This window comes from Streptomyces sp. HUAS CB01, from assembly GCF_030406905.1.
Classification (GTDB): Bacteria; Actinomycetota; Actinomycetes; order Streptomycetales; family Streptomycetaceae; genus Streptomyces; species Streptomyces chengbuensis.
The window spans coordinates 7847126-7868559 of sequence record NZ_CP129137.1 but is presented as its reverse complement, the minus strand read 5'-3'; the positions used below and the strand labels follow the sequence as shown (position 1 = coordinate 7868559).

Here is a 21434-nt window from a genome sequence, read left to right as displayed (position 1 = left end):
TGTCTCTGCCATGGAGATCGACATCATGGGTCGCGGCAAACTACGGATCTATCTCGGTGCGGCACCGGGCGTCGGCAAAACGTACGACATGCTCTCCGAGGCGCACCGCCGCGTCGAGCGCGGCACGGACTGTGTCGTCGGTTTCGTCGAGCACCACGACCGGCCGCGCACCGAGGTGATGCTGCACGGGCTGGAGCAGATCCCGCGGCGCACGATCGACTACCGAGGGGCTGTCTTCACCGAGATGGACGTCGACGCGGTGCTCGCGCGCGCGCCCGAAGTCGCCCTGGTGGACGAACTGGCCCACACGAACGTGCCGGGCTCGCGCAACACCAAGCGCTGGCAGGACGTCGAGGAGCTGCTCGCCGCGGGCATCGACGTGATCTCGACGGTCAACATCCAGCACCTGGAGTCGCTGGGTGATGTCGTCGAGTCGATCACCGGGGTTCGGCAGCGGGAGACCGTTCCCGACGAGGCCGTGCGCCGGGCCGACCAGATCGAGCTGGTCGACATGTCCCCGCAGGCGCTGCGCCGACGCATGGCCCACGGCAACATCTACCAGGCGGACAAGGTCGACGCGGCCCTGTCCAACTACTTCCGGCCCGGCAACCTCACCGCGCTGCGTGAGCTGGCGCTGCTCTGGGTCGCCGACCGGGTCGACGAGTACCTCCAGCAGTACCGAGGTGAGCACGGCATTCGCGCCACCTGGCAGGCCCGCGAGCGCATCGTCGTGGGACTCACCGGCGGGTCGGAGGGGCGCACCCTGATCCGCCGCGCCGCACGGCTCGCTGAGAAGGGCGCCGGAGGCGAGGTCCTCGCCGTCTACATCGCCCGCAGCGACGGCCTGACCTCCGCATCCCCGAAAGAGCTGGCTCTCCAGCGAACGCTCGTCGAGGATGTCGGCGGCACCTTCCACCACGTCATCGGCGACGACATCCCCTCCGCGCTGCTCGACTTCGCGCGCGGCGTGAACGCCACCCAGATCGTCCTCGGCGTGAGCCGCCGGCGCGCCTGGCAGTACGTCTTCGGCCCCGGCGTCAGCGCCACCGTCGCCCGCGAGTCCGGGCCCGACCTCGACGTCCACATCGTCACCCACGCCGAGGCCGGGCGGGGGCGCGGCCTGCCGACCGTGCGAGGCGCGCGGCTGGGCCGTTCCCGCACCATCGCCGGCTGGCTCGTCGGTGTGGCCGGCCCGCTCCTTCTCACCTGGCTGCTGACCAGCCTGGACACCGGGCCCGGACTGGCCAACGACATGCTGCTGTTCCTGTCACTGACCGTGACCGCGGCGCTCCTCGGCGGACTGCTGCCCGCCCTCGCCTCGGCGACCGCGGGCTCGCTGCTGCTGAACTACTACTTCACCCCGCCGATCCACACCTGGACCATCGCCGACCCGGAGAACATCGTGGCGATCGCGGTCTTCTTCGCCGTCGCCCTGTCCGTGGCGTCGGTCGTCGGCCTGGCCGCCCGCCGCACACAGCAGGCGGCCCGGCTCCGTGCGGAATCGGAAACCCTCTCCCTGCTGGCCGGAAGCGTATTGCGCGGAGAAACCGCTCTGCACGCCCTGCTGGAACGGGTCCGGGAGACCTTCGCCATGGAGTCCGTGGCCCTGCTGGAGCGCGTGAGCGAGGTCGAGCCGTGGACCTGCGCGGGCAGCGTCGGGCCCGCCCCGGTGCACCGTCCCGAGGATTCGGACGTCGACATGCCCATCAGCGATCGCCTGGCGCTGGCACTCTCCGGCCGTCCCCTGCCCGCGGAGGACCGCCGGCTACTCGGCGCCTTCGCCGCTCAGGCCGCCGTCGCCCTCGACCGCCGGCGTCTCGTCGACGAAGCCGAACAGGCACGCAGGCTCGCCGAGGCCAACAACATCCGTACGTCCCTGCTGGCCGCCGTCAGCCACGACCTGCGCACCCCTCTCGCCGCCATCAAGGCCGCCGTCACCTCACTCCGCTCGGACGACATCGAATGGTCCGACGAGGACCGGGCCGAACTCCTCGAGGGCATCGAGGAAGGCACGGACCGGCTCGACCACCTCGTCGGCAACCTCCTGGACATGTCCCGCCTCCAGACCGGCACCGTCACTCCGCTCATCCGCGAAACCGGCCTCGACGAGGTCGTCCCCATGGCTCTCGCGGGCGTGCCGGACGGCAGCGTCGAGCTGGACATCCCCGAGACCCTGCCGTTGGTCTCCGTCGACCGCGGACTCCTGGAACGGGCCGTCGCCAACATCGTGGAGAACGCCGTCAGGTACAGCCCGGACGCGACCCCTGTCGTGGTGTCCGCCAGCACGCTCGGTGACCGGGTCGAGCTGCGCGTGGTGGACCGCGGACCCGGCATCCCCGACGAGGCGAAGGAGGCCGTGTTCGAACCCTTCCAGCGCCACGGCGACGCCCCGCGCGGCACCGGGGTCGGCCTCGGCCTCGCCGTCGCCCGGGGCTTCGTCGAGGCCATGGGCGGCACCGTCACCGCCGAGGACACCCCCGGCGGCGGACTGACCATGGTCATCGCCCTCGGGCGGGCGGGCGCCCGTGCACCGGTCCAGCCCGAACCGCCGGGGCTGACGACGGCCGCGACTGCCCGCACGAACTGACAACGCCCGCTTGGACGGTCAGGACAGGTCGGACAGCCGGAAGCGCAGCCGGCAGATCACCGCGTCCGTGTCGCGCCGAACGGCGTGAGCCACGACCGCGCCCCGCTGGTTCTGCAGTAGCCGTTGCCACACATGCGCCGGCTCCACCTCGGGGATCAACACCGTGACCCGCGCACCGGGCTCCTCCGCCACCAGCCCGCGTACGTACGCGGCGATGGGACGGCCCAGAGAGCGGCGCTCCGACGACACGCGGACCAGCTCCACGCCCGGGTTCCACAACGCCCAGTCGCGCTCCAGCGCGTCCGCGGCGGCGTGGTCCTCCACGTCCGTATGGCAGACGGTGACCGCGCGGACCTCGTCGCCGAGCGATACCGCGGCGGTGAGCGCCTCACTCGTCAACCGGGTCAACGAGGACACGGGAACCACGACCAGGGACCGCTCCCGGCGCGGTGGCTCGGGAATGCGCCCGACCCCGAGTCGCTCGCCGAGCTTCCCGTACGCACGGTGGACCAGGTCGAACGCGGCGACGAGCAGCGGCAGCGCGACGACGATCAGCCAGGCGCCGTCGTGGAATTTGGTTGCCGTGACGACGAGGGCGCTCACGCCAGTGAGGAGGGCGCCGAGCCCGTTCAGCAGGGCCTTGCCCGCCCAGTGCGGGCCACGGGTCCTCCGCCAGTGCAGGACCATGCCGGTCTGGGCGATGGTGAAGCCGACGAAGACGCCGATGGCGAACAGGGGCACGAGGGTGTTGGTGTCGCCGCCGGAGAAGACGATCAGCGCGGCGGAGACACCGGCGAGGGCGAGCACTCCATGGCGGTGGACCTGCCGGTCGGCCTTCAGCCCGAAGACGTGCGGCAGGTAGTTGTCGCGGGAGAGCAGCTTCAGGAGCACGGGCAGTCCGCCGAAGGACGTGTTGGCGGAGAGTGCCAGCAGCGCCATGGTCGCGAACTGGACGACGTAGAAGGCCCAGTTGTGTCCGACGGACGCGTCAGCGAGTTGGGCGAGGACGGTGACGCCCTCGACCGGCTGGAGGCCGAAGCGGGAGATGAGCACGGACAGGCCGATCAGCATCACGCCGAGGAGCGCGCCGAGCGCGACTTCGGCGCGCTGGGCGCGACGCACCGCCGGGGCGCGGAAGGACGGCACGGCGTTGGCGATGGCCTCGACGCCGGTGAGGGCGGAGCAGCCGGACGCGAACGCCTTCAGGAGGAGGAGTGCTCCGACGGTGGTCGCGTTGTCGGCGAGAACGGACGCGTGGCCCGCAGCCGTCTCGGTGGAGACGGGGGCGTCGCGGAACAGTCCGACGGCGATCAGACCCAGGATGGAGACGATGAAGATCACGGTCGGCACGATGAAGGCCCGCGCAGAGTCCACGATGCCGCGCATGTTGACGGTGGTGATGAGGACGAGGACCGCGAGACAGAGCCAGAGCCGGTCGTCGTAGAGCTCGGGGAAGGCCGAGGTGAGCGCGGCGACTCCGGCGGTGACCGCCACCGCGACGTTCAGGACGTAGTCCAGGACCAGCGAAGCGGCCGCAACCAGGCCGGTGCGCCTGCCCAGGTGCGTCTTGGCGACCGCGTACGAGCCGCCGCCGTCCGGGAAGGCGGCGATGACCTGCCGGTACGAGGCGACGAGCACCGCGAGAAGACCGGCGATGGCGAGGGTGACCGGGAGGGTGAACCCGAGCCCGTAGCCGCCCGCCGCGGCCAGGACCAGGACGATCGCCTCCGGTCCGTACGCCACCGACGCCATCGCGTCGAGCGAGAGCGCGGCGAGACCGGTGACGGCGGTCAGCTTGTGGCGCGCACCGGTATCAGGGGGTTCCTCGGCGCCTTCGGCGGGGAGAACCTCGGTGGTCACTGCGGACATGCACGTACTCCTTCTGTTCAGGTCCGCTCAGGGTGTGCCCGGCGCCGGACGTGAGCGCCCGCTCCTGGCGCATCCTTGGCACGGAAGGGCACGCTCTTCACGCATTCCTGACGAGGGCCGTCAGCAGAGCATCAAGGTTTGCTCCAGCCGCATCAGCGGTTCGTCAGCACACCAGCGGCCCGGGCGCCGTCCCTTCTAGCGTCGGCCGCATGGGACGGCGTACCTCACGATCTGCAGCTGGTGGCGGCACCGAACCTCCGGAGCCGTCCGGAGCCTCCTACGACCATGGCTGGGCCGGTGAGCGACGGGCCGCGGTCCGCTGCGCCGCACTGCTGCTCGCGCTGCTGCTGCTGCTCGACGGAGGCTCGGGCAGTCTCACCCCGTCGCGCGCCGCCGTGTGGACGGGACTCGCGATCCTGATGTTCGTGGTGCTCCTGCCGCCGCGGGTGACCGCCGGGGCGGGCTGGCTGGCCACGCGGGGGTTGTGGCGCGAGCGGAGGGTGCTCACGGACCTGCTGATCGCTGTGCGCTGGTCCGACGGTGTCGCGCGACGGGTGGTCCTGCGCGACATCGAGGGCGGACGGGTCGAGGTGGACCCGCAGGTACTCGTCGCCAATCCGCAGCTGTGGCGTCTGCTGGACGCCGGCGCCCGAACGTCCCTGGGCCGAGGCACGCTGCTGTGCGGCGCCACGGCGTTGCGCCAGCTCTCACGGACGATCGACGGCGAGACCGCCCAGTCCGTGTTCAGGATCTCCGGCCTGGAGCAATGACGCGCGCCTGCAGGTGCGACGTCAACCGGCCCCGGCAACCGTGCCGGGACTCACCCGGTCCGGGCCGACCGCTGCGGCTGCTCGTCACCGGCGCCACCCCGGCCTCCGCGGCCGACGGTGGGCCGACGGACAACGGCGGCGGGTTCCTCGTCGAGGCACAGCCCAAGGACGACGCCACCGTGGAGGAGCTCGCCCGGCAGCACACCGAAGACGTCCACGCCCGTACGCCCGTGAACAAGCTGTGCACCGGTGCCTGGACTCATGCCGTGTCCACCCTTCCAGCGCGCCACCGGCGGCACGCTGGCCTGGGGCTTCAAGCTGTCCCCCACTGCCCGCACCGACCTCGGCCCGACGGTCACGGTGTCGATGCCGTACGCATACGTCAACGGCAAGGCCATCAACCCGCCCTGCGGGCCCCACACCGCCGCAACACGACGGCACACGGACCGAGGGCGAGATCTCGGGACAGCCCGGGCTTCCCGCCGCCGCTCGTACGCTCCTCGTCCGGTTCACCTTCCTGCGCGGCGGCGAGGAGTACGCGTACCACCTGTCGCTGCCTATCCCGAACATCGGCTGACCCTCTCCGGGGGGGGCCAGGTCACTGGCCTGGTCCCCCGGCACAGGCCGTCCCGGATCCGGTCAGTCGACGACGTTCTCGATGAGATCCCTCGAAATGAGCAAGGAGAGCGCCCGGGCGGGGAGACGTCCGGGGCGCGACGCCGACGCCATCCTCCGTCTTCCGTGGTCCCGGCATGCCATGACGAGACGCTGACGGCAATGGTGAAGCGTCTCAACAAGCTCGCCGACACCCGCTCCGCCAGACCCCCGTCCGAAGGGATGACGGGGCGCCATGTCCATACGCGCACGTAGGAAGAGGGACCCGGCGCGCACGGTTCCCTCGTCGAGCAACTCATCGCGACAGGCCCCTACAAGTGCCGCCGCAATTGCGCCATATGTGCGACCCTCCAGGTAATCCTAACGACTTCTTGACACCCTTCTGGCCAGCGGAATGTGCGTGCCTGCTCAGCCACGCATGCGGCACTCACCGACAGCCTCAAGGGTGCGTTTCGCCCAGCTCTGATGCGGTTTTACGGCCACTTCTCCCCACCGTCAGCCCCCTGCCACATGACCCGCCGAAGGCTCGCGCCCGCACTGTCGGGCTCGTCTGCTCGCACAGGTCGGGGGGAAGTCCTGCCTACGCTGATCGGGCCGTCTTCCCGCGATGGCCGGAATGGATTGTCGTCGTAGGTCAGGAGTACCGATGGGCACGCCCCTCCCCACCCGCTCGGGCCGCTTTCGCGCGTGGATGTTGGAGGGGCTTTCTGACATGGCCAAGCATCAGAAGGGGGCGCCCGCCGAGCCGGCGACCGCGCACGAGCACAAGGGGCAGCGGTGGTGGCGGGTCATGTGCCTGACCGGCGTCGACTACTTCTCCACCCTGGGCTACCAGCCGGGCATCGCCGCGCTCGCGGCGGGGCTGCTGTCACCGATCGCCACCATCGTCCTGGTGATCGTCACCCTGGCGGGCGCCTTGCCGGTCTACCGGCGGGTGGCCGAGGAGAGCCCGCACGGGCAGGGCTCCATCGCCATGCTGGAGCGGCTGCTGTCGTTCTGGAAGGGCAAACTGTTCGTCCTGACCCTGCTCGGCTTCGCCGCCACCGACTTTCTCATCACCATCACCCTCTCCGCGGCGGACTCCTCCATCCACCTGATCGAGAACCCGCACGTACCCGGCTTTCTGCACGACCAGCAGATGCTCGTCACCCTGCTGCTCATCGCCCTCCTCGGAGCCGTGTTCCTCAAGGGCTTCCTGGAGGCCATCGGCGTCGCCGTCGCCCTGGTCGGCGTCTACCTGGCCCTCAACGCGGTCATCGTGGTGGTGGGTCTCTGGCACCTCGCCACCGAGTCCCATGTCGTCACCGACTGGACCACCGCCCTGACCACCCAGCACGGAAACGTTCTCGCGATGATCGGCGTGGCACTGATCGTCTTCCCCAAGCTCGCGCTGGGCCTGTCCGGGTTCGAGACCGGTGTCGCGGTCATGCCGCACGTCGCGGGCGAACCCGGCGATACGGAGAAGAAGCCCGCGGGACGCATCCGGGGCACGAAGAAGCTGCTGACCACCGCTGCGCTCATCATGAGCGTCTTCCTGATCGCCACCAGCTTCATCACCACCCTGCTCATCCCGCACCAGGAGTTCGAGCCGGGCGGCCAGGCCAACGGACGCGCCCTCGCCTACCTGGCGCACAACTACCTCGGCAGCGTCTTCGGCACGGTCTACGACGTCGCCACCATCGCCATCCTCTGGTTCGCCGGCGCCTCCGCCATGGCCGGGCTGCTCAACCTGATGCCCCAGTACCTCCCACGCTACGGAATGGCCCCGCACTGGGCGCGCGCCGTACGGCCCATGGTGATCGTCTTCATCCTCGTGGCGTTCCTCGTCACCTGGATCTTCGACGCCGACGTCGACGCCCAGGGCGGCGCCTACGCAACCGGCGTCCTCGTCCTGATCTGCTCCGCGGCGATCGCGGTGACCATCGCTGCCCACCGCGCCGGGCAGCGCAACTGGACCATCGCCTTCGCCGTCATCTCGGCGGTCTTCCTCTACACCACCGCCCTCAACATCATCGAACGCCCCGACGGCGTGAAGATCGGCGCCTGCTTCATCGCCGGCATCATCCTGCTGTCCCTCGCGTCCCGGCTCGCCCGCGCCTTCGAGCTACGCGTCACCGGCGTGACGCTGGACTCCATGGCCGAACGATTCGTCCGCGACGTCTCCCATCGGACCGCGCGCTTCATCGCCAACGAGCCCGACTCGCGCGACATCGCCGAATACCGCAACAAGATGCACCAGATCCGCGCCGACAACGACATCCCGCCCGAGGACGACCTCGTCTTCGTCGAGGTCACCGTCGTCGACCCCTCGGAGTTCGAGGCGCATCTGGCCGTACGCGGCGAGGTACTGCACGGCCGCTACCGCGTCCTGACCCTGGAAAGCTCCTCCATCCCCAACGCCCTGGCCGCCTTCCTCCTGCACGTACGCGACACCACCGGTCAGCGCCCCCACATCTACTTCGAATGGTCCGAGGGCAACCCCTTCACCAACTTTCTCCGCTTCTTCCTCTTCGGCCAGGGCGAGGTCGCCCCCGTGACCCGCGAGGTACTCCGCGAGGCTGAACCCAACCGGGCGCACCGGCCCCGCGTCCACGTCGGCTGACATCCCGGACCTGGACACCCGCACCTCCGCAAAGAGCCCTTGGCGGAGCCCAGAAATGCCCTCTCGGCTCTCATGGCGCCCGGAGTGCGGGTGTCGAGGGAGTGTCAGGGATCGGAGCGGAGTCGTGATGGGCGCCGGATCGGCCGCATCCGTCCTGCAGCTCCCCCGTCGTGCGCCGGTCATGGCCTCAGGCGGCGACGTATGCCGTCACCGTCTGGTGCAACCGGCGTGAGGCTGCCGTGTTTCCCCGAGGACGCGGCCGGCTTCGTCTCATGACGGTGACCATCGACACGCTCGTTGATCAGGGGTCTGAGCGTGGCTCGGCAGTGCCGTCCGGGGCCGTTGCGGGTTTCGTGTGGAGGATGTCCCGAGCCTGTTCGGCGGCGCGGGTGATGCTCTCGGAGACGAAGTCGAGGAAGCGGGCGACGTTCTCGAGGCGGGCGGCGGCCGGGGTGTGGGGGCCGAGGATGCCGACGCCCTGCCGTGCGGTCTCGACGATTTGGGCGGTGGACCGGGCGCTGGCCATCATCGACTGGTACCAGATGTCGTCGTCGACGATGTAGCGCTCGCGGCGGTGTTTGTCGCGTTCCCGACGGACGAGCCCCTGGCTGTCGAGGAACGTGATCGCCTTGGAGACGGACGCAGGGCTGACATCCAGGCGTTGGACGAGTTCGGACGCGGTGAGGCTGCCCGTGTCGGTGAGGGTGAGGCAGGCCATGACCCGGGCCATCATCTTGGGCAGGCCCGAAGCCATCATGACGGTGGTGAACGTCTCCTCGTACTTGCGCACGGCCTCGGCGTCGCGCCCGTGAGCCTGCGGTGACGCCTCGGTGCCTCGCGACGCGGGCTGCCTGCGCCGGCGGGTGCGGCTTTCGGTAGCGCGGTGGGCCAGGTCGGCGCGGTAGGCGGTAGGGCCGCCGTTGCGCATCACCTCACGCGTGATGGTCGAGGTCGGGCGGGCGAGGCGTCGGGCGATCTCGGCGTAGGAGAGGTTGTCGGCCAGTCCCAGCGCGATCTGCCGGCGGTCCTGCTGGGTGAGCCTGCCTCCCGGCATCGCGGTCTCCTCGGTGTCCTCGTGGTGGTCCCTGTTCCCCCAACCATAGCGTTCACTTCTCATCCATTGCAACGATCAAGGCATCGTTCATTGCATTACCTTCAAGGCCATTGCAACACTTTACTGAGTTTCACCTGCATAAATACCACTTCTACGCAACAGATGCGTTGTCGCAGAATGGAAAGCAACGTAGCTTTTCCTCCATCGGAAACAACGATCACAGGAGAAGCACGATGCAGAAGTTCGACACTCCCGCCCCGGTCACCGCCGTCCTGGACGTCCCCGCCGGACGCATCCAGTTCATCGCCGCGGACCGCGCCGACACCACCGTCGAGGTCCTGCCCGCGGACGCCTCGAAGAACCGCGATGTGAAGGCGGCCGAGCAGACCGCGGTCACCTACGCCGACGGCGTCCTGCGGATCACGGCCCAGGCCCACGACAACCAGCTCTTCGGCGCCTCCGGATCCATCGAGGTGACCGTCCAGTTGCCCGCCGGCTCCCGCATCGAGGCCAAGGCCGCCGGCGCCGAGCTCCGCGGCGTCGGACGCCTCGGCGACGTCGCCTTCGAAGGCGCGTACCGCCAGACCAAGATCGACGAGGCCGCGAGCGTCCGCCTCACCGCGACCGACGGCGATGTCGAGATCGGCCGGCTGGGCGGCACCGCGGAGATCAGCACCGCACGGGGCGACATCCGGATCACCGAGGCCGTACGCGGCACGGTCGTGCTCCGCACCCAGTCCGGCAACATCTCGGTCGCCGCCGCCGCCGGCGTCTCGGCCGCCCTGGATGCCGACACCGGACACGGCCGCATCAGCAACGCCCTCAAGAACGACGGCACCGCCGAACTCGACATCCGCGCCACCACCTCCCACGGCGACATCACCGCCCGCAGCCTCTGAAGGAACAGAACCAGGACCACCGGCCGGGCCCACCGCGATCGAGATCCCGAAGACTCGCCGAGGGCCCGGCCGCTCGTTCCGAGGGGCCCGCGATCCACGCGCGCGGCCTGGAGAAGCCGTGCATCACATCCCCACACCAGGTCTCCGGCCCGCTGAGGCCACGAGCCCATCCCGGGACACGGCGCACCGAACGCACACGTAACGAAGGAGATGCACGATGGGACGACGCAACAGCGGCTTCCCGGAAGCAGGGTGGCGCAGGACACGCGACGCGCTGGCACGGCACGTCGCGTCCGGAAGGATTCCCGGGCTCGTCGCACTGGCCGGCCGGGGCGACGAAACGCACGTCGAAGCGATCGGGACGATGCACCACGACGGTGACGCGCCGATGCGCCGGGACACGATCTTCCGGATGGCCTCGACGTCCAAGCCGGTCACGATGGCGGCGGCGATGGTCCTGCTGGACGAGTGCAGGCTGCGGCTGGACGACACCGTGGAGCCGTGGCTGCCGGAACTCGCCGACCGGCGGGTGCTGAGGCGGATCGACGGCCCCCTGGACGACACCGTGCCGGCGCGGCGGCCGATCACCGTACGGGACGTGCTGACCTCCACGTTCGGGCTCGGCATGGATATGACGGCGCTGGGCACACCGATCATGGACGCGATCTTCGAGCAGGGACTCACCCCCAATCTGCCGGAGCCGATGCCCGAGCCGAACGAGTGGATACGCCGCCTCGGCACGCTTCCACTGATGCACCAGCCCGGAGAACGCTGGCAGTACCACATCAGCAACGACCTGCTCGGCGTACTCGTCGCCAGGGTCACCGGCCAGTCGTTCGAGACGTTCCTGCGCGAACGCATCTTCGACCCGCTGGGGATGAAGGACACCGGTTTCCACGTGCCCGCCGACAAGACGGACCGGCTACCGCCCCTCTACGCCCCCGACCCGCACACCGCAGAGTTCACCGTCTGGGACGAGGCCACAGGGGGACGGTGGAGCCGGCCTCCGGCGTTCCAGGGTGGCGGGGGCGGGCTGGTCTCCACCGTCGACGACTACCACGCCTACTTCCGGATGCTGCTCAACGGCGGGATGCACGGGAGCGAACGGATCCTGTCCCGGCCCGCCGTCCAGCTGATGACCACCAACCGCCTCACGCCCGAGCAGAACGCCGCCCGCAACGCCACAGCCACCGACAACGTCCATGTGTCCTTCGGTCAAGGGCAGCACGGCGGCTGGGGGTTCGGGATGGCAGTGCGCACCTACCGCGGCGACTACGCGCCCATCGGCCAGTTCGGCTGGGACGGCGGAAGCGGCACGTCGACCTACGCCGACCCGCACCACCGGATCACCGGAATCCTGCTCACCCAGATCGGGGCGTCCGTCCCGGACCCGGTACGGCTCATGCACGACTTCTGGACGAGTCTCTACCAGGCCGTCGAAGACTGACCATGAGGATCGGCCATGGCACCGGTCGGGAATCTGCCTCTTTGACTGGCTGACTGACTGACGGACGCTCGGGCCGTCCTCTGCGTGCATCGTCGGCCTGCCGGGCGTGCCACCTCGCGCCCGGCGGGTCGGGCTTCCGGACGGCAACCGCAGGCTGCTGGACCGGCTGCGCGCACACGGCGAAATCCTCGCGGCCCGCATCGCCGGGACCGGCGCCCACGGTGCCGAGATCGACCCGGTTCCTCAGCTCCGATGCGCTCGATCCCCTGACCCCGCACAGACGTCCGTGATGGCCACCCACCCCTCGCCGCCCTGCGGCAGAGCGCCGTGATCTGCCGGGAGCCGGCACCCACCGGGACACGGACCCGGCACGTGTCCTCGCCCAGGACTCCCCACAGGCGTACGCCGCTACCTGGCCCGTGCACTCGACACGGCACAGTTGCCGGCGGCCATCCACTCCATCAGCCGCCGATGGAGATGACGTCTCAGGGGCGGAAGGTGCGGCGGTAGGTGTCGGGTGGGACGCCGACGCTGCGGTGGAAGTGGCGGCGCAGGGTGGTGGCGGTGCCCATGCCGGTGGCCGCGGCGATGGTGTCCACGGTGGCGTCGGTGGTCTCCAGCAGTTCCTGGGCGTGGCGGATGCGCTGGCTGTGCAACCACTGCAGTGGTGTGGTGCCGGTGAGGTGCTTGAAGTGGCGGCCGAGGTGGCGTGAGCTCATGCGGGCCTGGCGGGCCAGGTCCTCCACGGTGAGCGGTTGGTCCAGTCGCTCCAGCGCCCAGGGGAAGAGCTCGCCCAGGGGGTGGTTGCCCGGGGCGGGGACGGGGGTTGCGATGAACTGGGCCTGGCCGCCGTCGCGGTGCGGCGGGATGACCAGACGGCGGGCGATCTTGTTGGCGATGGCAGAGCCGTGGTCGAGGCGGACCAGGTGCAGGCACAGGTCCATGGCGGCGGCCTTGCCCGCGGAGGTGAGGACGTCGCCGTTGTCGACGTAGAGGACGTCCGGATCGACGGTGGCCGCCGGGTGGCGCCGGGCGAGTTCCCGCGTGTGGGCCCAGTGTGTGGTGGCGCGCCTGCCGTCGAGCAGTCCTGCCGCGCCCAGGACGAAGGCGCCCGTGCACAGTGAGGCCACGCGGGCGCCGGCCGCGTGAGCGGCGCGCACCGCCTCGACCAGCGTGGCGGGCGGTTCGCGATCCGCGTCCGCCCAGCCGGGGACGATCACCGTGTCGGCGTGCGCGAGGTGGTCGAGTCCGTGATCGGGCTCCAGACGGAAGCGGTCGACGCGCACCGGGCCGCTCCCGCAGAGGGAGAAGTCGTACCAGGGGTCCACGACGTGGGTCAGGACTGCACCGAAGACCTCGACGGCCACGGCCAGTTCGTAGTGCAGCATGCCGTCGGTGACGGCCAGCGCGACAGTGGGCATGTCCGAAACTGTACGCGGCATGTCGTTTCCGACGCTCGTGCGGGTGCTGACGCGAGGACAGGATGTCGGTGTCAGGCCGCAGCGGTGCGACATCGCGGCGGGCGATCGAGTACGGGAGTGGTCTCATGGGGTCAGGTCAACTGGTGGCGGTGTTCGGCGCGTACGGTCACACCGGACGGTTCGTGGTGGCGGAACTGGCCGCGCGGGGGTTCGTCCCGGTGCCGTCCGGGCGCAACGCGCAGGCCTTGAAGGAGCTGGCCGACGAGCACGGGCTGGAGGCCCGGGTGGCATCGGTCGAGGACCCGGCCTCCCTGGAGGGGGCCCTGGCGGGCACGGCGGCGGTCATCAACTGCGCCGGCCCCTTCGCCTCGACCACCGGTCCCGTGATCGAGGCCGCGCTGCGCGCGGGGATCCCGTACCTGGACGTGGCCGCCGAACTCGAGGCCAACCTCGACACCTTCGCCCACTACCGCGAGCGGGCCCGGGACATGGGAGCGGTGATCGTCCCGGCCATGGCCTTCTTCGGCGGGCTCGGCGACCTGCTGGCCACCGCGGCGATGGGCGACTGGAACGCAGCCGACGAGGCACACATCGCCTACGCGCTCAGCAGCTGGCACCCCACCGCCGGCACCCGGCTCTCGGGCGCGGTCTCGCGCGAGCGGCGCGGCGCCAACCGCCTGCGCTACAGCGGCGGACAGTGGGAGCACCGCACCGACGACGCGCCCACCCTGGAGTGGAGCTTCCCGGATCCGATGGGCCCCCGGCCGGTGATCGGGGAGTTCACGATGGCGGACGTCGTCACCGTCCCCCAGCACCTGGCCATCCCCGATGTGACCACGTACATGACCGCCGAGGCGGTCCGCGATGTCGCCGCCCCCCACACACCGGCCCCGACCCCCGCCGACGAGAGCGGACGCTCGGACCAGACCTTCCTCGTCGACGTCGTCGTGCGCTCGGGCGGAGCCGAACGCAGGGCCACGGCCGGCGGACAGGACATCTACGCCGTCACCGCGCCTCTAGTCGCCGAGGCCCTCGAACGCGTCCTGACCGGCCGCACCAAGGCCGTCGGCGTCGCCTCCGCCGGCGAGATCTTCGACGCCCGGGACTTCCTTCACGCGCTCGCCCCGCACATCGCACTCGACCTGCACCCGCAGAAGCAGACTGCCTGACATCGGCCGTCCGCCCTGGCTGTCGGCAGCGCCCTCAGCGAGCCATGACGCCATGGGTGTCGGCGTCCTCGTTCGATCCCCCACCTTCACGGCCGCTGCCCGAAACGAACGTCCGGCCCTCGTTCGAGGAGACCCCGTGGCGCGGGCGCCGGGCATTGACGTGCCGGCGGGCGCGGTGGTGATCCGGCGGACGGCCGTGGGTCTCCTGTCGACGGCGGCCGCGGTCTCGTCGCTGCCGACGGAGAAGACCTCGCGCAGCACGAGGACGGCCCGATCGGTCGATGACAGCGTCTTCAGGACAAGCATCAGCGCCATCGACAAGCTCTCGGCGAGCTCGAACTCGACGTCCTCGGCCACATCCGGCGTGGTGACCAGCGGCCAAGGAGTTTGCCGGCCACAGCGGCGTACCCGCGAACCAAAGCCTGGCTTCCTCTGTACCGGCTCCATCCGGCCAACCTCGCGGTGCCTTCGACCCTGCGGACAACCGAGCGTCCGGTCCGCTCCTCTCACCACCCGGGCAGGCGTTGTCGGATGTCGTCGAGCCGCGTCGCCCGCTGTCTGCTTCCTTCCCACCCAGCATCCCGGAGGACGAGGGAATGACGACCAGAACGCGTACCACCCGGCTGCGGCGTCCGCTGCTCGCGGGGACCACGGCCATCGCCGTCATGGCCGTGACGGCCGGATTCGTGGCCGCCACGTCGGATGCGGCGAAGGCCGCGACGGCGCCCGACCTGAGCCTCATCGCGGCGAGCACCTCGATCACGCTCACCTCCTGGAAGGAGGATCCGGGCGTCTATCTGGATCTCGGAACCTACCTCACCGCGGAAGGGACGCCGCTGGAGTTGAAGGTGACCCGGAAGTCCTACAAGGACCCGGTGGCCATCACCCAGACCGTGTACGAAGGCGGCAAGGCGAAGGCCAAAGCTCTGCCCAAGGGCACCGTGAAGGACTTCTCCGGGCTGCCGGGCTTCGTGGAGATCACCGTCACCGACAAGGCGGGCAAGCAGGTCCTCAGACGTGCGGAGAGCTTCTGCCCGAACAACGCCAGTGGCCGCATACGGCCCGACGCGCCCGCCACCTCGAAGTATCCGGAGAGCTGCCCGACCAATCCCTTCACCCTCGGTTCCGTGTGGGGCGTGGAGAAGGGCTGGGCCGCCAACACCTACGCCGGTTCGTACACCCAGCCGGTCAAGCTGGCCGCCGGTACCTACACCGCCAAGGTCTCGGTCGCCAAGAAGTACCGTGACCTGTTCGGCATCGCGAACAAGCCCGCCACGGTGAAGGTCACCGTGGAGGAGCGCAGCTTCGAGGACGGCCGGGGCGCCGCGGCGCGGACAGCCGAGCCCGGTCCGCACGCGGGGCACGGCGCCGCCCACCAGGCACCGTCGGCAGCCGGCGCCGCGCACGCCGGCCACGGACCGGGACACGCCCCGGCGCCCGCCCAGGCCGCCGCGCCGGTGACGAGCGGCGCCGGTCCCTCGTACAACGTCGGTCACGGGCCGCTGAAGGCCGCTCCTCCGGCTCTGCCGTGGGCACTGAAGAAGCAGCAGACGGCACGATCGACCGACGTCGGCGACGCCGCGGGCCGGACCGACGGCTCGCGCAAGGCGCCCGCCCTGGGGCCGCAGCCCAAGCGGCCCACCGGCAAGCCCTCCGTCCCGGACGTGCCCAAGCCCGACCTGCGGTCGCTGCCGGCCTACGGCATCACCATCAGCGACGGCGGGAGGGACGTCCCCGGCAAGGACTACCTGGCCTTCAGTGCCAATGTGTGGAACGCCGGCCCGGCGCAGCTCGTGGTGGACGGATTCCGCTCGCCCGGCAAGGCCACGATGGACGCCTACCAGTACTTCTACGACGCCAAGGGCAAGCAGGTCGGCCACACCCCGACCGGCACCATGGAATGGGACCCGCGGCCGGGCCACGTGCACTGGCACTTCACCGACTTCGCCAGCTACCGGTTGCTGAAGGCGGACAAGAAGGAGACCGTGCGCAGCGGCAAGGAGGCCTTCTGCCTGGCCAACACCGACGCGGTCGACTACACGGTGAAGAACGCCAACTGGCACCCGAACAACACCGATCTGGCCACCGCCTGCGGCCAGGAGAACTCGATCTCCGTCCGCGAGGTGCTGGACGTCGGCTCCGGTGACACCTACACCCAGGACCTGCCCGGCCAGTCCTTCGACATCACCGACCTGCCCAACGGCACGTACTACATCCAGGTACTGGCAAACCCGGAGAACCGGCTCAAGGAGACCAGCACCGCCAACAACAGTGCCCTGCGGAAGGTCGAGCTGGGCGGCACGCCGGGCAAGCGGACGGTGACGGTGCCGGCGCACGACCTGGTGAACGCGAACTGACGGTACGTCCGCAGCATCACGGCCGCCCGTGACGTCCTTGACAGCGATCCCTCCAACCGCCGTGATCCGCTGAGCGGCTTCAGCCGACCGGAAAGCCCGTGCCCGCCCCGTGGCATGTGATCGGCGAGGAAGGCCTCCCCCATGCCCCTCACGGGGAGGGGAGGCCTTCACCTCCGACTGCCACGTCGGGCAGTGAACCTACGAATGCCGCCACCGGGACGGGATCCGACGTCGCCGGGGCGCAGCCGAGAGCCCGTCGGCGCCGCTGTTGCGCTCCCTCCCCCAAGTCCGGCGTCCCCCGTTGGCACCCGGACCATCCCCGCGGGCGCGGGCGCGACTCGGTGTGAGCCTGCCGGGCACCCCACCCCTGCGGGCCGTCCTCGCGGGCGAGACGGTCACGTTGCGTGGTGTGGCCCTGAAGGGGCCGGCGCCCGGACGTGACCGCCGAGAACACCTTCGCTCCCGCAGCCGAGTACGGCTTCAGCAGTCCGGGGAGCCCGCCGAGCTGCCGAATGCACACCGACCGTCATCGGACTCGGGCCGACAGGGCAGGTGGGTGGGGTATCCGACTCGCCCGCCGCGTGGCCCGGGCAGCGATCTCCATCGCCGACCCGCCGGCGGCGCCGAGCAGCCCGAACAACGCTGTCAGTACCAGCAGGAGCAGCCCCACGTGGTCGTCCAGGGCCCGGGCCTGGACCGTGGTGGCCGCGACGCTGCCGACGCACCGACGCACCGACGCACCGACGCACCGACGCACCGAGCATTGTGACATCCAGGTGGTCCGGGATCGGATTACTCCTTCCGCCCGGCCCTGCTTTTCGGCCTCGATGCCACACGTCTACCACCGCAACTGCCGGCGTATTCCGGGGCTGTCTGGCCTGCCCTCCCGATCACCGAGGAGGGCAGCGATTCGCGTCATGCCGCAGGAAGGCGAGGACGCCAGCACCCGCTGATGAACACGTGCGCCGCAAGCCGGCATTGGAGCGGCCCGCCGCGATCAGTCCCAGCACCTCGCCCTCCCGGGGGCGCTCAGCCGCCCCAGCGGGTCCTGGCGTTGCCGGACCAGTTGGTGGATCACCACAGGGTTCCAACCACCGTCCCCCGACGGCGACCTGCTCGCTCGCGGGCGTGAAGTCGGCGCGCTCAATCGCTCCTTGAGCAGGTGGCCCACCGCCACTCCGCCGCGCGCTCACTCGAGGCCAGCAGGCGCAACGCGTAGAGGAGCGCGCCACGTACTGGCTGAGGACGAGCGTGGGCAGCCCGGGAACTCCTCGCGCTGCTTCACTGCGCACAGCAGGCCGTCGCCGCTGATCGACAGCGGCATCCGTACGTCGGTGACGACCAGATCCGGCCGCTCGGTGTCCCCGACCGCCGCCACCACCACCCGTTCGAGCAGCCCGACCAGGCCCACGCGCAACAGAACGGCGTCCTCGGCCCCGACCAGGCGAAGCGACACGGAACCTCCACGTGCGGCAGGGTGGGACCACCCGCCGGACTCGACAGCTGCATCCGGCCGTCGAGCGTCGTGACCCGGTCCGCGAGCTCCGTCACGGCCCGCCTCGGGATCAACGCCGCCGTGCCCGCCGTCCCGTGATGTCGAGGACAAAGGCGCATCAGCCCCAGGGGGGGTCCCAGCGAGGCGAACGCTGCTGCGCCGTGGCGTGCAGAACGCGCTCCATGCGCACCCTGCGGTCTGGCGCCGGCGACTGCCCCTCAGGTGCCGAGGATTCCCCGATTGCTCCCGGCCGAACGTCGGTGCAGTACGGCGCCCGTCAGACCCCGGTGATGGAGGTCGTCCCGCATGGAGGAGGATACGGGGCGGGAGGGGATTTGAATGCGTTCAGAAATGCGGGAGTCGAGGCAGGCGCAGGCACGCGTGAGGGACAGGTTCGGCGCGGTGCTGACGGCGTCGGTGTCGGTGATGGCCGTCGAGGCTGTGATCGGGGCGATCGCGCTCATGGTGTGGGGGCAGACACAGGAGAGCCCGGGTCTTACTGGTCGGCTTCGGAAGTCCTTCGGGGGTTGATCATGCGGCGAGGCGGAGCGCGGATTCTTCCTGGTGATCGGTGGTGTGCCGGTCGAGCCTGGCCAGCAGATCGTCCAGGTCGGAGGTGGTGAACTTCCACTGGAACGGCTGTGCCGTGGCGTTGTGGCGGTCTTCGAAGGCTCGGAGCCGGTTCCCGACCTCGGTGAGGTCGGTGAAGTCGTTGGGTGAGACGACCTTGCGCTGGACGACGGAGAAGTAGATCTCCACCTGGTTCAGCCAGGAGGCGTGGACGGGCGTGTGAACCATGACGGCGTTCGGGAACGCGGCGGTCAGCCGGTCGGCGGCGTTCTTGCCGCGGTGGGAGGAGCCGTTGTCGACGATCCAGAACACCCGTCTGGCGCTGGCGTATGGTTCCCGGCTCATGACCTGGGTGACCAGGTTCATGAACGGCCCGATGCCGGTACGTGGCTCGGTGCGGCCGGACACCCTGGCGGTGTGGACGTCGTAGGCGGCCAGGTAGGCCAAGGCACCGCCGCGCTGGTAAGTGTGGTTCACGCGCATCACTCTCGCCTGGCCGGGAGCGAGGGTGGGGTGGCAGCGGCAGCGGGCCTGGATGGAGGTCTTCTCGTCCGCGCTGATCACGTACTCGTCCTCGCCGAGCGGGACGCCATCCCAGGTGCGGGCGTACAGGTCCAGCACGCGCTGGGCCCTGGTGCGGAAGTCGGGGTCGGTGATGAAGATCCAGGAGCGGTGCTGCCAGGTTTGAGCGCGTCCCGGTCCAGCCAGCGGCGCGCGGTGGACGCCGACACGAAGGTGGCGATGCCCCGGGCCATCGCCTCGCGGGCCAGTTCTGGGCACGGCCAGCGCGACAACGGCGCACCGGTCTCGACGGGTAACCGGCAGGCCAGCGCCTTGACTTCGGACATCTGCAACGCGGTGAAGGCCGGCGGGCGGCCGGAGCGTCGACGGTCGGCGAGCCCGGCCAGGCGCTGCTCGGCGAACCGACCACGCCACCGGCGCACCGTGTCCAGATGCAGGCCGGTCTCCCGGGCGATCCGCGCGTTGGAGCGGCCCCTGGCCGCGTGCAGCACCACCTGCGAACGAGCCCGCAGCCTATACTCGGTATTGTGACCGTAGGCCATCTTCTTGAGCCGCTCACGCTTGGCGGCGGGGGGTGATCGGGCGGGCCGGGACCACGGGCATGAAGCGGAGCCGATCATGAGAGAGGCAGAGCACGACAGACGTAGCCTGCCGTCTCCCGGCCACGGCCCGGCGGGCAGGATGGCGACATGCCCGCACCCTCGGAACACACCAGGCTCTCGCTCGAGCAGCGCCTGGGCGACCATGCCCGCACCGCCTGGCCGCAGCTGGCTCGGCTGCCCGTCCCGCCATCGCGGCGCCTTCGCCTACGTAGCCGGCCAGCTGGCCGACGGCGAACAGGTCAAGCTGATGCGGCTGCGCCACACCGGCACCGCCGCCACGCGGGGCTTCGCCCTCTACCTCGCCAGCAGCGACACATACGAGAACACCGTCCTGCCCACCGGCTCAATCACCGGCACCCCCTCACAGGCCCTCGAGTGCGCCTGCAACCTCCATCTCGCCAACCCGGACACCTGACCGGGCGCCAGCTTCGAAGTCAACCCCGAAGGACTTCCGGAGCCGACCGCTCAGAGCCAGGGGCGCCGGCCCGGTCCGGTCGGGTGCGTGCCTGTGACGCCCATGACCACCGAGTAGAGGCTGGTCTCTGCGGCAATGAAGAGACGGTTGCGCTTGGCGCCGCCCCAGGAGATGTTGGCAACTGCCTCGGGGACGTTGAGACGCCCGATCAGCGTGCCGTCGGGGTCGTAGCAGTGCACTCCGTCGCCCATCGCGGCGGCCCAGAGCCGACCGGCGTCGTCGAAGCGGAGATTGTCGAAGCGTGCGGCCTTGCGAGCCTCCGCTTCAGCGAAGACCTTGCCCTCGGACAGCGTGCCGTCCTCGTGTACGTCGAAGGCCCGGATGAAGCCTGCTCGGGTATCGGAGACGAACAGTTGCTGCTCGTCGTGTGAGAAGACCAGGCCGTTCGGGGCGCCGAAACAGTCGGCGACCAGCCGCACTTCGCCGGTGGCCGGATCGATACGGTAGACGTTGTTGGAGCCGATCTCACTCAGCGCACGATAGCCCTCGTAGTCGCTGGTGATGCCGAAGTCCGGGTCGGAGAACCAGATCGAACCGTCGGACTTGACGGCCGCATCGTTCGGGCTGTTCAGGCGCTTGCCCTTCCACCGGTCCGCCAACACGGTGATGGTGCCGTCGTGTTCGGTCCGGGTCACTCGACGGTTGCCCTGCTCGCAGGTGATCAGCCGGCCCTGACGGTCGACAGTGTTGCCGTTGGTGTGCCCGGCGGAGTGGCGGAAGACGCTGACGGCACCGGTTTCTTCGTCCCAGCGCAGCATCCGGTCGTTGGGGATGTCGCTCCAGACCACTTGCCGCCAGGCAGGCAGGTAGATCGGCCCCTCGGCCCAGCGGCAGCCGGTGTACAGGACCTCCAGTGCCTCGTCACCGTTCATGCACCGCCCGGCACGGAACCGGTCATCGAGCATCTCGTACAGCCCGGGGCGCTTGCCGGTCATGAGGCCCCTCCCTTCGACAGACACCACATACTGAACATTCTTTGA

The 21434-nt window shown here is 70.1% G+C and carries 16 protein-coding genes and 1 pseudogene; 8 read left to right on the top strand and 9 right to left on the bottom strand.

Features of this window, described 5'->3' with window-relative positions:
- Nucleotides 1–25 precede the first annotated feature (25 nt).
- Entirely contained in the window at nt 26–2587 is a 2562-nt protein-coding gene (locus QRN89_RS34415; protein WP_290353971.1) for a DUF4118 domain-containing protein, read from the top strand.
- A gap of 18 nt (nt 2588–2605) precedes the next feature.
- Here the strand turns inward: QRN89_RS34415 and QRN89_RS34410 are convergent, their stop codons facing one another.
- Nucleotides 2606–4456 (bottom strand): APC family permease, encoded by a 1851-nt coding sequence (locus tag QRN89_RS34410; RefSeq protein WP_290353323.1) that lies wholly within the window; start codon nt 4454–4456, stop codon nt 2606–2608.
- Between the two features lie 209 nt (nt 4457–4665).
- Here QRN89_RS34410 and QRN89_RS34405 point away from each other — a divergent pair, with 209 nt between their 5' ends.
- Entirely contained in the window at nt 4666–5226 is a 561-nt protein-coding gene (locus QRN89_RS34405) for a hypothetical protein (RefSeq protein WP_290353322.1), read from the top strand.
- A gap of 50 nt (nt 5227–5276) precedes the next feature.
- On the opposite strand, the gene QRN89_RS34400 is transcribed toward QRN89_RS34405, so the two are convergent.
- Entirely contained in the window at nt 5277–5489 is a 213-nt protein-coding gene (locus QRN89_RS34400) for a hypothetical protein (protein WP_290353321.1), read from the bottom strand.
- 998 nt (nt 5490–6487) lie between these two features.
- Here QRN89_RS34400 and QRN89_RS34395 point away from each other — a divergent pair.
- The gene (locus tag QRN89_RS34395) at nt 6488–8443 is read left to right on the top strand and encodes an APC family permease (RefSeq protein ID WP_290353320.1); all 1956 of its coding nucleotides are present in this window, start codon (nt 6488–6490) and stop codon (nt 8441–8443) included.
- Nucleotides 8444–8744: 301 nt separating this feature from the next.
- Here QRN89_RS34395 and QRN89_RS34390 read toward each other — a convergent pair whose 3' ends face one another.
- Entirely contained in the window at nt 8745–9497 is a 753-nt protein-coding gene (locus tag QRN89_RS34390) for a GbsR/MarR family transcriptional regulator (RefSeq protein ID WP_290353970.1), read from the bottom strand.
- A gap of 233 nt (nt 9498–9730) precedes the next feature.
- Between QRN89_RS34390 and QRN89_RS34385 the strand changes: the two genes are divergently transcribed.
- On the top strand, nt 9731–10396 hold the full coding sequence (locus QRN89_RS34385) for a DUF4097 family beta strand repeat-containing protein (protein WP_290353319.1): 666 nt from the start codon (nt 9731–9733) through the stop codon (nt 10394–10396).
- 217 nt (nt 10397–10613) lie between these two features.
- Nucleotides 10614–11843, top strand: coding sequence for a serine hydrolase domain-containing protein (locus QRN89_RS34380; protein WP_290353318.1), 1230 nt, complete (start codon nt 10614–10616; stop codon nt 11841–11843).
- Between the two features lie 485 nt (nt 11844–12328).
- On the opposite strand, the gene QRN89_RS34375 is transcribed toward QRN89_RS34380, so the two are convergent.
- Nucleotides 12329–13264, bottom strand: a complete 936-nt coding sequence (locus QRN89_RS34375; protein WP_290353317.1) for a helix-turn-helix domain-containing protein — start codon at nt 13262–13264, stop codon at nt 12329–12331.
- A 125-nt stretch (nt 13265–13389) separates the two neighbouring features.
- Here QRN89_RS34375 and QRN89_RS34370 point away from each other — a divergent pair, with 125 nt between their 5' ends.
- Nucleotides 13390–14433, top strand: a complete 1044-nt coding sequence (locus QRN89_RS34370) for a saccharopine dehydrogenase family protein (protein ID WP_290353316.1) — start codon at nt 13390–13392, stop codon at nt 14431–14433.
- Between the two features lie 109 nt (nt 14434–14542).
- Here the strand turns inward: QRN89_RS34370 and QRN89_RS34365 are convergent.
- Nucleotides 14543–14829, bottom strand: a pseudogene (locus tag QRN89_RS34365) (sigma factor-like helix-turn-helix DNA-binding protein); the annotation flags it as partial.
- A 200-nt stretch (nt 14830–15029) separates the two neighbouring features.
- Here QRN89_RS34365 and QRN89_RS34360 point away from each other — a divergent pair.
- Nucleotides 15030–16790 carry a lysyl oxidase family protein gene (locus QRN89_RS34360; RefSeq protein ID WP_290353315.1) on the top strand — a complete coding sequence of 587 codons (1761 nt, stop codon included), beginning with the start codon at nt 15030–15032 and terminating at the stop codon, nt 16788–16790.
- A gap of 1189 nt (nt 16791–17979) precedes the next feature.
- On the opposite strand, the gene QRN89_RS34355 is transcribed toward QRN89_RS34360, so the two are convergent.
- The 3 genes from QRN89_RS34355 to QRN89_RS34340 form a co-directional block, all read right to left on the bottom strand.
- Nucleotides 17980–18246, bottom strand: a complete 267-nt coding sequence (locus QRN89_RS34355; RefSeq protein WP_290353989.1) for a response regulator — start codon at nt 18244–18246, stop codon at nt 17980–17982.
- 570 nt (nt 18247–18816) lie between these two features.
- Nucleotides 18817–19476, bottom strand: coding sequence for a transposase (locus QRN89_RS34345; RefSeq protein ID WP_290353314.1), 660 nt, complete (start codon nt 19474–19476; stop codon nt 18817–18819).
- Nucleotides 19416–19919, bottom strand: a complete 504-nt coding sequence (locus QRN89_RS34340; RefSeq protein ID WP_290353313.1) for a helix-turn-helix domain-containing protein — start codon at nt 19917–19919, stop codon at nt 19416–19418. The genes QRN89_RS34345 and QRN89_RS34340 overlap by 61 nt, the downstream gene beginning before the upstream one ends.
- 202 nt (nt 19920–20121) lie before the next feature.
- On the opposite strand from QRN89_RS34340, the gene QRN89_RS34335 reads away from it, so the two are divergent.
- Nucleotides 20122–20394, top strand: coding sequence for a hypothetical protein (locus QRN89_RS34335; RefSeq protein ID WP_290353312.1), 273 nt, complete (start codon nt 20122–20124; stop codon nt 20392–20394).
- Nucleotides 20395–20444: 50 nt separating this feature from the next.
- Here QRN89_RS34335 and QRN89_RS34330 read toward each other — a convergent pair whose 3' ends face one another.
- Nucleotides 20445–21389, bottom strand: a complete 945-nt coding sequence (locus tag QRN89_RS34330; RefSeq protein ID WP_290353311.1) for an SMP-30/gluconolactonase/LRE family protein — start codon at nt 21387–21389, stop codon at nt 20445–20447.
- Nucleotides 21390–21434 lie beyond the last annotated feature (45 nt).